The organism is Mycoplasmopsis agassizii (genome assembly GCF_002272945.1).
GTDB lineage: Bacteria > Bacillota_I > Bacilli_A > Mycoplasmatales > Metamycoplasmataceae > Mycoplasmopsis_B > Mycoplasmopsis_B agassizii.
The window spans coordinates 268,787-282,098 of sequence record NZ_NQMN01000001.1; the positions used below are offsets into that span (position 1 = coordinate 268,787).

A 13,312-nucleotide genomic window follows, 5' to 3' on the forward strand; every position below is an offset into this window, starting at 1 on the left:
AGATATAGAGTAGTTGTTTACAAATTAGAACAAGCAAGAGCGAAAGAACTATAGGTGCAGTAACCTATGTGGTTAACTAAAAACAAAATACTATTCATTGGAACATTATTTGCATCAATTGCACCATTTGTATCATTTGTTTCGTGTGTCAATTATGAAGAACCTATAAATATAGCTAAAGGTTTAGCAACATTAGATGATAAAAAGGTAGTTAAATATACGGCATTAGGAAAAACGTATTTTAAATATTTATTTGAAAAATATGACAACTATCAAGGTAATGATTTTAAAAAACCAATAATTATAAATAATAAATCTCTTTTAAAAGAAACCATTATTTCGTGAAAGGATGATTTCCTTAATTACCAAGGAAAGCAAGAAAACAGTTTCAAATCACTTACTGATTTTGAAACTATTGTAAATAAAGCGATTAAACAACTTGATGAATTTTATTCTGATGCTTTTTTTAAAGAGAATAGTTTAATAATTGATTATGGTGGTTTTATCGGTCCAAAAGTTTCAACCAAAAGCATAGATTATTTTCTTGAAAATGCTAGGGTAACAAATCTTAAAAATATTTCATTGAAACAATATCCAGATAATTTTTCAAAAAATGAAAAGGAAATTGAGATAACTTACGATAAGGTTGAAGAAAGCTCTGATCCGCATACTTTTTCACCTGTAATTTATGAATTAAAAAACAGTGATTTCGGTATAAGTAATAATGAAAAATATAAGATTTCTAAATACTGGAATACATCTATTAAGACACTAAAAAGTGAAAGAACAATTAATGCAAATTCTTATTTAAACATTGACTTATCTCAATATAGTGATGGTTGAAATAAAATAGAAATAAAATATAATCCTTTTACTGATTCCGTTGATGAATCTTATTCTTCAATATTTATAAAATCAAAAAATGAACTAGAAAATCTTATAGATAAATCTAGTAAATCATATTCTACTAGTGTGAACAATGATAAAAATGCACTAATTGAATTTAACAAAGTTATTAGTTATTTTGATGATTATTTTTTTCAAAATAATGTTTTAACAATTGTATCAGTTTTGGATTGGATTAATTATTTCAAGCAAGGTAGTTCAAGGTTTGTTGATGACTATGATATTAAGATTTCTAGTAACAACATTAACATAAAACTACTGAAGAGAACATTTGTAGCAAATCAAGATCCTGGTTATAACGCAAAAAAAGAAATCAAATTCGCTTCAAGCAAAAATAAAGAAAAAGGTATTCCTATAGAGATTAAACTTCCGAATACTGGTGCAACACTTTTTATGCCAATTAATAAAAGTAAGTTATTAAATTTAGAGGAAGTTAAAATCAGCTTATCTATTTCAGATTTGGAATAACCAATTTAATATAAAAAATCAACAGTTTAAAATTGGTAAGTCCCCTTTTTTCTGGACATTAAAATTATTATAACAAATTATTGAATGCATCCCTGTATTTTATAGGAGGCATTCAATTTGTTTTTTTCTGAATTCTTTTTGTATTGTAATAATAAATATAATCTTCTAATTCTTTTTTGAATTGCTTATATGTTTTGATGCTGCTTTCATATCCATAAAACATTTCATTTTTTAGAACACCAAAAAAAGATTCCATAATTCCGTTGTCAAGGCAATTTCCCTTTCTTGACATGGACTGTGTAATTCTTTTTTCCTCCAATTTTTTGACGTATCTTTCATTGCGATATTGTCAACCTTGGTCACTATGAAAAATTAAATTTTCTAGTGTTGAAAACTTTTTAAAAGCGCCATTCAGCATTTTTGTAATTTGATTAAAATTTGGTGACAGAGAAATGTTGAAAGAAATTATTTCATTGTTGAACATGTCAAGAATCGGACTTAAATAAACCTTCCCAAATGGCAACTTAAATTCTGTAACATCCGTTGTTCATTTTTGATTTGGTGCTTCAGATTTAAAATCACGATTTATTATATTTTCAGCAACAGTGCCTTCTTCACCTTGATATGAGTTGTATTTTTTTCTTTTTGCAACCTTTGGTTTTAAATTGAATTTTTTGATTAAACGTGCGACTTTTTTGTGATTAACAATAAATCCACGTTTTTTTAGGGCTTCTGCAATTTTTTTAATTCCATAATTACCCCTGTGTTCTAAAAGAACCTTCTTTATTTCTTCAATAATTTCTTGATTTTTGTCATCAATATCATCTTTACTGATTTCGTAATAATAAGTTGATTTAGGAAAATTTACTGCTTTAAGAAAAACTGATACAGAAAGATCAGAATATTTTTCAACTAGTCATTTTATGATTTGCGCTTTTTTGCCTTGGAGTGGGATTTTTTGTATTCTTGCTCCAAGGCTCGTACCTTTTTTCAATACTCCAATTGAGCTTCCAAAAAAAGATTTTTGGCTCTTAATAATTTGTTTTCTTCTTCAAGATTATTAATTTCTTTTTTTGGTTTTCTCATGCTTTCCTCCAGAGATTTTCTACCTCTTTTAGAATATTCTAAACCTGAAATTCCTTTTTCCTGAAATAATTGAAATCATTTTCTTAACACTCCATTGTCAATGTTATGCTTTAATGAAACATGGTTTATTGAATAACCCGATATTACTTCTTTTATAAATTCAAATTTTTCAATTTCAGTAAATTTATAGTTAAACGGTTTGTGTTTTAAACCGTTTTTGCCATTTGCTTTATATCGTTTTACTCAAAGGTAAAGCAAACTATTAAATGATTTTCTTTTTGTGTTTTTCGGAACTTTAATTTGTTCGCCTTTTAAATATTTTTTCACACAAGATAATTTAAATTCAAATGTGTATTTCATAAAAAACCCTTTTCCTGTTATGTCCAGAAAAAGGGTGTTATACCAAATTACTGTTGATTTTTAAATTCTTAATAGACAAGAAAGTGAAAAATGTTAAACCTGTATATGTTTTCAGAAACTTTAAAAAGTATCGATATGTATATAGTTTCAAAATAAAAATATTCGAAAACATATTACAGGTTGGTATTTTTTAGATAGAGCAATAAACTACTTATAAAAGTTACTTTTAATAGTGAATTTAACTTTACCGATTTGAAAAAAATGACAATAAAAAATACGAGTTTTTATTCACTCGTATTTTCGTTTCTAATCGTAGATTACACCGTAGTGGTATAGATCGTAGTTGTAGAATTCATATTGCAATGTGTATGCTAAGTGATCGTAATGTAAGTAGTAGATTGTATTTTCAGCTCTTACATAAGGAACCGCTTTACCATCATTATCGAACATAACAATTTCTGCACCAAATCCTGCTTTACTGAAGAAGTCACTTGGTCCATCTGCAGCAAATAGATATAATCTATTATATTCAGGATGCATTAGCAATTTATAGACACCATCTTTACCTAAAGTTCTTTCTGAAGCAGGTGTTTCTAGCAATCATAATGGTGCTCAAATGTCTTGTTTACCTAAATACATTCTTTCATTTTCATGTTGGTTGTATTTTAATGCAAGTGACATTCATTTTGATTTAATTCAACCACTTCTGGTCATTAAATGGAAGAAGAAGTTGGCTTCAACTGCACGTGTAAAGTTTTCAATTGAAACGTTTTTGTATTCAAGTGGGTTTGTGAATTTCAAGTTAAAGTAACCTAATTTTCAAACATCTTCTTCTACACCTTGAGCATTTTTCTCTCTTACTTTAATTTGTAAGACAACTTTTAGTTTGTCATTAACTGTTTTATCAGTTGGAGGTGAAAGTTTAATTCCTGTTCAAGGTAAGTTATATAAATAAGCACCTAGATCAGTTCTTTCCATGTTAGCTAAAAGTGAACGGTCATTTTGTAATAGTGGTGGCCCAGCTAAACTAACATTTCTTTCTACTTCGATAAAGTTTCTTAGTTCAATTCCAGGAAGAGCAATATCGATTGGATTTGCTTCATCGTTAAAGTCTTCAAAACGTTTAACACCTAAAATATTTAAGTTATTAGCTGTTACATTGATTTTTGTATCATCTGAAAAATGAACATCTAAACTTAGACTTAAAATTTTGTTTGCATCTGTTGCATTAATATCAGTTGTGAAAGTTAATTTAGTTGCTTTTGCTTTTGCTAATAAAGCACTTAATTCGCTATTTCCTGATGATTCCGCTAGTAATTTTAAATATTCAGCTTGCTTATCGTTTTCAGATTTATCTGAGTTTTTAATAGCATTTAATTTGCTAATGAAAGCCACGATTCCAATGTCTGATTTCAATGAAATTGAAGGCATTTTTGTCAATATATCTTTTAAGGTTGCTTGATCTTCTTTTGCTAGTTCTTCTTCTGTTTTTTCACCTAAATTTGGTAATCCAGGTTCAGCATCTGCTTGTTCATTTGCACTAACAAAACCTTTAATTTCATTTGTTGCTGTGTAAGTTCTTGAATTAAAAGTAACACTAGTTGTCACTAATAAAGAACCTGCACTTGTAGTAGTTTCTGCATCAACTAAAGTAATTTCGTTTTTAGTAATTGCTGCAAATTTTGAAGGTAGTGGTGTTACTAATTCAGCAAAAGCAGCTAAAGTATTAGTATCATCTGCATTTACAACTTTTGCTAGTGCATAAAGTTGGTTTGCAAAAGTCATATCTTTAATTAAGTCATAAAAACCTTTAGCAGTTCTTTTACCTGTAACATTCATTGCATTAGTTTTTAATGTTTCAGTATATGTTTGTCAATAATCAGTAAATTCTTTTTCAGTATTGAAAAAATCGTTAATTGAAAATGCTAAAACACCTAGTTGAGAATTTCTTTTTAGAATAATTTCAACTGTTAAAGTACTGCTATATTGTGCTGGTTGTGCTAAAACCATTGATAAAACTAAATTTGCTGTGAAACTTTCAGGTAAATCAACATATTGTTTTAATAATGCTAGTTTTTTATCATTATCATCACCTGCTAGTAAAAAGTTGGCAAAAACAACTCCTGTTTTAACAGTTTTATCTTTTGAAGCAAAAGTTTTTCCATTCAAAGCATCAGTAATTTCTTTAATTAAAGCACGATCATTAACTGATTCATCTAAACCAGGTGTTTCTGGAGTAGAAGGGTTTGCAGGATTTTCTCCTCCTGGATTTGGATTTAAAATCGCTGTAGTTTCATCAGTTGTTTTTGTAGATGAAATTCTAATTACAACATCACGTTCTAAACTAGTTCCATCTGCTTTTGCAACTGTTAATTTAGCACTTGCTTTAAGTACTTCATCACTAAAACTAACACTACTAATTGAAATTTCTAATGAAGGGAAACCATCAATAAAAGTTGTAAAACTGTTACTTAAAGCTTTAATAATATATAACTTAGTAGCAGCTTGAGTAGTTGATTCTAAACTAGTAACAACTTGAGCAAAATCTGCATCAGTTTGACCCTTAGCAAAAATTGTTGTTGAAATAGTTTTTGTAACTAATTCAATCATTTCTTCACTAGTTAAAACACCAGTTGAAATTGCTTCATCTTTATTGATTACTAATGTTCCACCTTTGTCATGAATATTTTTAAATTTTGCTAGTAATAAATTCTGGACTGGATTAGTGATTAATGGTCCTTGCTGTTTGCTGATAACTACACCAGCAACAACACCTGCCCCTGCTACTAATGCGGCAGAGGCAAGTGCTGAACCAATAATTAAAGTTCGTTTTTTCATATATATTTCCTTACAAGAATATGTATTTTTTCTCAAGTAAATTTTACCATAATACCTGCATTTTTGCAAAATATAATCTCTTTGCAATTTTTTAAAAATTTTTAAAAATATGCTTATGCAATAAGTAAATATTAATTGCTTTTATTCAAAAAGTAGTTTTTATGGTTCTTTTAAAAATAAAAAACGCCTTTTTGGAAAAAGGCGTTCAAATTATGACTATCAATAAACCACGCCAGCGTAGTAAAGATCATCTGTATAGAACTGATATTGGTAAGTTCAAGCCATTCAGTCATAGTGTTGGTATTTAACAATTCTACCAAGTCCTTTTTCTGAATAAGGCACACGGCGATTTTGTTTATCAAACATGACAATGTCTGCACCTAGACCTGCATAACCAAAGAATTGGTCATTTTCAGCTGAGAAAATGTAAAGTCTATCAACTTCATCACGCATGAATAAGTTATAGGCACCATTATCACCGATAGTTCTTTTTGAAGCAGGTGTTTCTAAAATTCATAATGAATTATAGATTTCTTTTTTATCAATATTGATTTCACCTGTAACTCTTCCTGATGCTTTAATAAAGTCATATCATTGGAATAAGTTTATTAATTTTCCAGTATCTTGAGTTCCTGGAGTAGCATTTGAATAAAATAATCCAATTGCTAAATCAGCATTAGTTAATTGTGCTGCCACAGTTGAAGAAGAAACTTTTGATTTTGCTCAACCTGATTCAGCGATTTTAATAAATAATAAGCGTGATTCAACTGCTTTGATAAATTTAGTAATCGCTACATTAGGATAACTTGCTGCTAAAGAAGTTCCAAATTTTAAAGTGAAATATAATGAAGCATAAGTATCGCTGCTTGTGCCATCTTCATAAGTTTCAGTGCCACTTACTACTTTAACACTAACTTTTAAAGTATCTTCAGTTTGATCATCAGCAGGTTCAATTGAAAGATCTGTTCATTTTAAATTGAATAGAAAAGCACCTAGATCTGTTTTTTCTAAATTAGCTAAAAGAGTTTTGGTTTTATCTAGTGAATATTTTCAAATATTGGTTGCTCTTTCAGTTTCAATGAAGTTTTTAACTGCTGTATCAGGCAGTAAAATTTCGACCATATTGCTTTCATCTTCAAAATCAGATAATGATTTAATTCCGATTAATGGAATATTTGTAATATTGACTGAATTAGCAGGATCTTCACCAAATTGTACTTCAAAAGACACTGATAAAATTTCTGTACTTGAAGTTGCTTTTAAATCATTAATGAAACTAAAGCTTTTTACTTTAACTGTTTCTTTACTTAATAATTTAACAACTTCACTTGCATTAATTGAAGTTTTTAAAACTTCAAAATATTCTTTAACTTTATCTGCTTGAGAAATATTTTTTGCTTCAATTTGTTTAAAACTATCAACTGCTTTGACAATTCCAATCCCACTTTTTAGGTTAAACATGTTAACAGTTAATAAGTTTTCTAAAGTTTCTTTATCAAGTGCACCTTGCTCTTGATCAGATTTTGCTTCACCTTCACCATTATTACCTTTATTGATATCGCTTTCAGCATTAACACTTAAAAAGCCAGTAACTTTTAATTGTGCTGATTGATCAACGTTATCAAATTTAGTGGTTACAGTAATTGAAAATGAACCTGCTTCACTTTCAACAGTTGCTTCATTATAAACAAAGTCAATATTTTTAATAGCACCGTATTGAGTAGGAATTGGTGTAACTAATTCTGCAAAAGAATTTTTAGTATTAGCATCTTCACCATTTACTAGTTTTGCTAGTTCATAAATTTTATTAGCAGTATCTAAACTTTTAATTCTTTCATTAAAAGTTTTTGCTGAAATTTGTTCTTTAACTGTTAAAGGATTTGCATCAAAAGTATCTGAAACATTTTTTCAGTAACTATTAAATTGTTCTTTTGTATTAATAAATCCTTCGATTACAAAAGCAGTAACTCCTAATTGATTTCCCTTTGCAAAAACAATTTCCACTGTTAATTTATCACTAAATTGTGATGGCTGTGCAATTACAAGTGAAATAATCATTTCAGCTTTTAATTCGCTTGGTAAAGTTGTTACATATTCTTTAACTAGGTTTAATTTTTCTTCATTAGTTTGTGATTTTAATAAGTAATCTGCATAAACTAAACCTGATTTAATATCATTTTTTGCTGATTTAAACGTTTGTGCATTTAATGCTTTTGTAATTGCATCAATTGTTGCACGATCTGAAACTGTAACATCTTTTTCTGCTTCAGTTTTTTCAGCAGCTTTAGGAATTAAGTTAATTGTTGAACTAGCAGTTGCTTCATTTAATTTTAAACTAACACTTGCTGATAAACGGTTTTCAATTGGTGTTGTTGCTTGAGAAACAGTTACTTCTACACCTGTTAAACCATTTAAATAAAAAGTTAATAATGAACTTGCTGACTTTAATAATTCTAATTTAGTAGCACCTTCTGCTGCATTAACTTCAGTTAATAAAGTTGCTAAAGTTTTATCTTCAGAAATTTCAAAAGATGAAATTGATAAATTAAGTGCATATTCACTAACTTTTTCTTGGTCAGTTTTACTTGCTGTAGATTCTTCATTTGTAGTTCTAATATCAGTTGTGCTTGTGCCTGAAATTTTTAAAGTTCCGTTTGCTTCTAAGTCGGCGATTTTAGCACTTAAGACAACTTCTAAACCATTATCAGTACTTAATTTAATTTCACCTACTTGTCAAGTTACGTTAGGATTTGATTTAGCAAAAAGCTTCAAAAGAAGTACTTAATTGGTATAAAACATTTAAGTTTGTTTCGCTAGTTGATGTGCTTGCTGAATTAACAAATTCAGTTAAATTAATTTCTGTAGAAGTTTTACCAAAAACTGTGTTTGTTAAAATTGTTTTGATATTTTCAACTACTTGTTCATTAGTTAAAGCAGATGTTGTAATCTCATCAGAAGTTAGTGAAAGAGTCGCTTTTCTTTCACCCAATTCCTTAATTAATCTTTGTGTAGTTGTTAAAGAAGGTTGATTTTCTCTAGTAACTAAAACAGCTGTTACTGAAGCGCCAGTAGCAACAATAGCCACTGCTAAAGCCGCAGAGGCAATAAATAAATTTCTTTTTTTCATATTCTCCTCGAAAAATGGTCTAACTAGATCAAATTGCAAATATCTAGAGAGACTACGCACAGGGCGTTTTTTTACGTTTATATTATATATTGGAAAGTCCAAAAAGTGTAAAAATTACTTTTTTGACATTTTTGTAAGAAAAATTGCAGTTTTTAGTATCAAACTGCAATTTGTATTAAGTTTAAGATTGCTCAAAAGCTCGTTGTTCACTAGTTGTAGCAAAGACTTTTTGTGAATTAAATGCTAGTGAAAGATTAATTTTTTGATCTTCATAAGCAACTTCTAATTCTAGATTGATAACGCTTTTTGAAGCATCATAAACACCTGCAGAATTTTTAATAAAATCAGTTTTTAAAACTGCTTTATTAAGAACACCTTGATTAACAAAAGTTCTTAATTTATCACCATCAGTAATTAATGGATATAACTTATTTAACAGAACATGATTTTGTAATTTTCTTAATTCATTTCAAACTGAATACAATGATTTTTCTTTTTCAACAAGAGATTTTTTATTTGAAGCAAGTGTTCTTAAGTTGTTCATTTTTTGTTCAACTGTTTCTTTATCTTGCTCTTGTTTAATACGTTCAGCATTTTCAAAATCACGGCGTGAAGTAAAGCCTTCAACATAACCATAAGCTGTGTAATTTACATTAGCATATCAAACTGAAACAATGATTTTAAAACGACCTTGATGAGTATCAGTTAAACCTGTTTCATGTTCAATTGTATATTTTAATTTGTTCTTAATTAATGATGAATATTCAATTGGTAAAGGTGAAAATAAGTATTCGTAAATACGTTGATTTTCAGGCTCATCTATGATGTCTTCAGTGATTAATGAAAAGTAATTTTCAAAGTTTACATTACCCTTATTATCTTTAACTCTTCTGTTATAAAAACTGTCACTTGTTTTTGAACTTTTAACTCTTAAAGGATGAACTTCTAAATAATTTGAAAATGTTTTTCAGTAATTAAAAAATTCTAAATATAAACTTTTTAGACCTGTAATTTTAATTCTTAAAACTTGAAAACTTTCTGATTTAGAAAGGTTAATTTCTAGTGTTAAAGTTGAGTCTCTTTCGCTTGGTTTTACTAAACTAATATTTTGTAAATTATCTAGTGTAATTCTTTCATCTAGATCAATCATCTTTTTAATAAGATCTAGTTTATCTTTTAAAGTTTTAGCAGTTAAAACCATTGCATAAATTTCACTTGGATTTTTATCTGTTAATCCTTTTGCTGCAAATTCTTTTTTATCATAAGTTGATTTTAAAGTATCAAATAATTTGCGTGCTTGCTGATTTACAGATAAGTTTTTATCTGCATTATTGTCATTATTATTTCCATTATTTTGACTGCTATTTGCTTCGTGAAATAAAGTAAAATTTACTTCCTTAATTTGTTCATTTAATTTTAAATTAAGTTTTACAATCATGTTGTTTTTATCGGTAGAATCGACGTTTTTGACTTCGAAAGTAATTGCACGATAATTATTTAGGATCTCAATAAGTTTGTCATTTTGATACATGATATAACTTGTTTTTGAAAGTGAATTTGATAGTGATAAAACTTGTTGAGTAATTAATTCAACATTAGCTAAAGTATTATTAAATTTAAATTTTTGATTGTCCAATAATTTAGCAACATCATTTAAGATTCCGTTTTGTGTTACTGAATTTGCTTCCTGATTTAAAGCATTAATTTGATTAATTTCTGCTTCATGATTTTTAGCAGAAATAGCAAAATAAGAGCCGATTCCAATGGCTCCTGTTAATGCTAAAGATGCAGCACTAATTGACAAAATTTTTAAAGATTTTTTCATCATCTATCTCCTTAATTGAAAAAGACTTTTTTATTGTCTTACTAGTCCTAATCTAAGCATATATTCAAATGGTCCAACATTGAAATTTGGTTTAGCTGAATATAATTTTCTAGCAATATATTTTCATTCTTTTTTATTACCTTTTTCATCAATACGATAAAGCATTAAAGCGATGTTAATGCGTTCATGTTGTTCATATTGACCTGCTGAATAAAAGATTACATTATCAACAAATTTGCTCATAAATAAACTTTGTACAGTGTCACCATTTAATTCTTTTTTAGATAATTTATTATTGAAAAAGAATAAGCGTTTTTGCATTTCATTTACATCTTTATTATTGATTGTTCTTAATGGTGTTCAACTATTTAAAGCCTGTGTATCAGGATATGCTGCTACTCAATTACTTTCTAAAGCGTTAATAATTTTGTAATATAAAGATACTAATGCCTGAAATTGCACAAGGCTATTTTCTGAAGCAATTCCTGCTTTGATATTGACATCAAAACTAGTTCCATTCTTTAGTTTTACTCTTAAAACTAAAGAATCTTTTGTTGTATGTGTTAATGGTAATAATTTAATATTTTGAAAATCAGCTTGATTAAATTTAGTTCATCAAACTGGAGCAACATTATTTAAATCACCGAGATATTTTTTAAATGTATTAGCAGAAAAACGATTTAGATAAGCCATATCTAATAAGAATTCTGCGTTAGCATTATCAAGTGTAAAAGTTACTCCTGAAGCATCTTCAACTTTTAAATTAGTTTGTAATTTTAAAGTTGTTTCTAAAACATTTTCTCCGTATTTTAATGAAACTTTGACAGTAACAATTTCTGCTTCAGTTTTAGCGTTAATATTAAATTTAACAACTGCAGAAGTTACTGTTGCTTTTTGTAAGTTTTCTTTAACTTTTTCATTTTGAACTTGACTTGCAACTTCATTAATAATTTGTTGTGGGTTCAAAGCACTTAATTTTTTATAATATGCTTGTGAATCTGAAGTTGTTTTAAAAACTAGGTTTGATTTTAATAAAACTTTAGCTTCTTCAAAAGCTTTTTTATCTTGTTCAAGTTGGGTTTTTGCACTGTCTTGCACTTTTTGATTTTCTTCTTCAAGTGCTTTTTGTTTATCTTGTGAAACTTTAACTTGATAATCAGCATCAGTTAAAAATCCATCAACTATAACTGCTACTTGATAATTAATTTCATTAAATTCAACAGTTAAATTAATTAAAAAACTTCCTGGTGCTAAATTATTTTCTGGATATTGATATTCTCAAGAAAGTATTTTTTTACTTTCGTATTTTGAATCAAAAACATGATTAATTTTTTCAAGAATTGCTTGGTTAGTTTCAGATACAGTTTGGATTTTTGATACTTCATTTAAGAAAGCGCTTGTATCCATATTTTTAACCTTTTCATTAAATAAATAAGCAGTTGTTGAGCCATCTGTTTGTAAATGGTTTAATGCAAAATAATCATGAAATTCTTTTCAGTTTTTTTCAAATTCATCAGCTAAGCTAATTAAATCTGTAAAGGCAAATTTTAAAACGGTAACTTGATCATTTTGAGACAAGAATAATTCAAAACCTAATGAACGTGAGAATTTTTCAGGTGGAAATACTTCAAAAGTTTTAACTAGTGAAGCATCTAATTTAGCAAATGAAAAGAAAGAATTTAGTAAGGAAATTTTTTCAGAAACATTACTTAAACGATTAAATTGCTCATAAATTTCAGGTGCACCTTTATTTTTATCAGCTAATGAAATTAATTTATTTGCATAAAGAGTATTTAATTCAGAAAATAACTCATTAGTTTTATTAATGGCTTCTGTATTTTGGTTATTTGCTTGAGGTTCATTTTCTTTTTCAAAAACAATTCCTGATTCAGGTTCATCATTAACTTCGTTATTAGTTGTTGTAGTTGTTGATTTTTCACCAACATGAAAACCACTTAATAAAATATGAGAAGCAACTTTTTCATTATTAAGTATTAACTCTAAATTTATTTTTAAGTCATTATTATCTAGTTTTTCTAGTGATAAAATTTCAAATTCAACTTCAGCACTTTGACTATTTAAATAATCATTAAATTCAGTATTAAATGATTTTACAAGATTGATTTTTGAATTTGAAAGACTAACTTTTTCTAAATAAGAAACAAATTCATCAATTGTAAATGAACTATTTTGAAATTTAAAGTTTTGTGCTTCTAAATTACTTTTATAAGTATTTAAAAATTCTGAAGATGAAACTTCGCTTTGTGCTTGACCACTTTTATCAACTATAATTAAATCACTACCAGGTTTTTGAACTGGTTTAACTGGATCAGCAGGCTGATTAGTTCCATCTATTAAAATTGGGTTTGAAATTTGCTTTTGTTCTTGTCTATTTAAAGTAACTACTGCAGTAGCTGCTCCAGCACCAATGGCTAAAGTAGCAATTGCTGTAGTCGCAATAATTAAAATTTTCTTTTTCATAATATCCCCTTACGAATGTCTGAATAAGTACTAGTAAAATTTACCACAAAAATTTTTATTTACTTTTTTTTCTAAAAAACTTAACTTTTTTAGAAATTTTATAAAATTGGTGCTATCAATTTTATAAATCGATGCCGATTTAATAATTAAATGGGCTAGATCTAAGTAATTTAAGGTTAAAAATTACTAGTTAAAATTAAGAATAATTTTACGACACTTTT

General features: G+C 27.7%; 8 protein-coding genes. 1 reads left to right on the top strand and 7 read right to left on the bottom strand.

The features are described from left to right. The first annotated feature begins 66 nt into the window (after positions 1 to 66). On the top strand, positions 67 to 1,374 hold the full coding sequence (locus tag CJF60_RS00990; RefSeq protein WP_084231809.1) for a hypothetical protein: 1,308 nt from the start codon (positions 67 to 69) through the stop codon (positions 1,372 to 1,374). A 67-nt stretch (positions 1,375 to 1,441) separates the two neighbouring features. On the opposite strand, the gene CJF60_RS00995 is transcribed toward CJF60_RS00990, so the two are convergent. The 7 genes from CJF60_RS00995 to CJF60_RS01025 form a co-directional block, all read right to left on the bottom strand. Further along, the gene (locus tag CJF60_RS00995) at positions 1,442 to 2,368 is read right to left on the bottom strand and encodes an IS3 family transposase (protein ID WP_084231810.1); all 927 of its coding nucleotides are present in this window, start codon (positions 2,366 to 2,368) and stop codon (positions 1,442 to 1,444) included. Further along, the gene (locus tag CJF60_RS01000) at positions 2,296 to 2,820 is read right to left on the bottom strand and encodes a helix-turn-helix domain-containing protein (RefSeq protein ID WP_084231811.1); all 525 of its coding nucleotides are present in this window, start codon (positions 2,818 to 2,820) and stop codon (positions 2,296 to 2,298) included. Before CJF60_RS01000 ends, CJF60_RS00995 begins: the two co-directional genes overlap by 73 nt. 306 nt (positions 2,821 to 3,126) lie before the next feature. Next, positions 3,127 to 5,658: a hypothetical protein gene (locus CJF60_RS01005; protein WP_084231812.1), complete on the bottom strand. Its 2,532-nt coding sequence runs from the start codon at positions 5,656 to 5,658 to the stop codon at positions 3,127 to 3,129. A 216-nt stretch (positions 5,659 to 5,874) separates the two neighbouring features. Beyond that, positions 5,875 to 8,430, bottom strand: a complete 2,556-nt coding sequence (locus tag CJF60_RS01010; RefSeq protein WP_084231813.1) for a hypothetical protein — start codon at positions 8,428 to 8,430, stop codon at positions 5,875 to 5,877. Beyond that, entirely contained in the window at positions 8,414 to 8,785 is a 372-nt protein-coding gene (locus CJF60_RS01015; RefSeq protein WP_084231814.1) for a hypothetical protein, read from the bottom strand. The genes CJF60_RS01010 and CJF60_RS01015 overlap by 17 nt, the downstream gene beginning before the upstream one ends. A 181-nt stretch (positions 8,786 to 8,966) precedes the next feature. Beyond that, positions 8,967 to 10,610, bottom strand: a complete 1,644-nt coding sequence (locus tag CJF60_RS01020) for a hypothetical protein (RefSeq protein WP_143823372.1) — start codon at positions 10,608 to 10,610, stop codon at positions 8,967 to 8,969. Between the two features lie 30 nt (positions 10,611 to 10,640). Beyond that, positions 10,641 to 13,091 (bottom strand): hypothetical protein, encoded by a 2,451-nt coding sequence (locus tag CJF60_RS01025; protein ID WP_084231816.1) that lies wholly within the window; start codon positions 13,089 to 13,091, stop codon positions 10,641 to 10,643. Between the last annotated feature and the right edge of the window lie 221 nt (positions 13,092 to 13,312).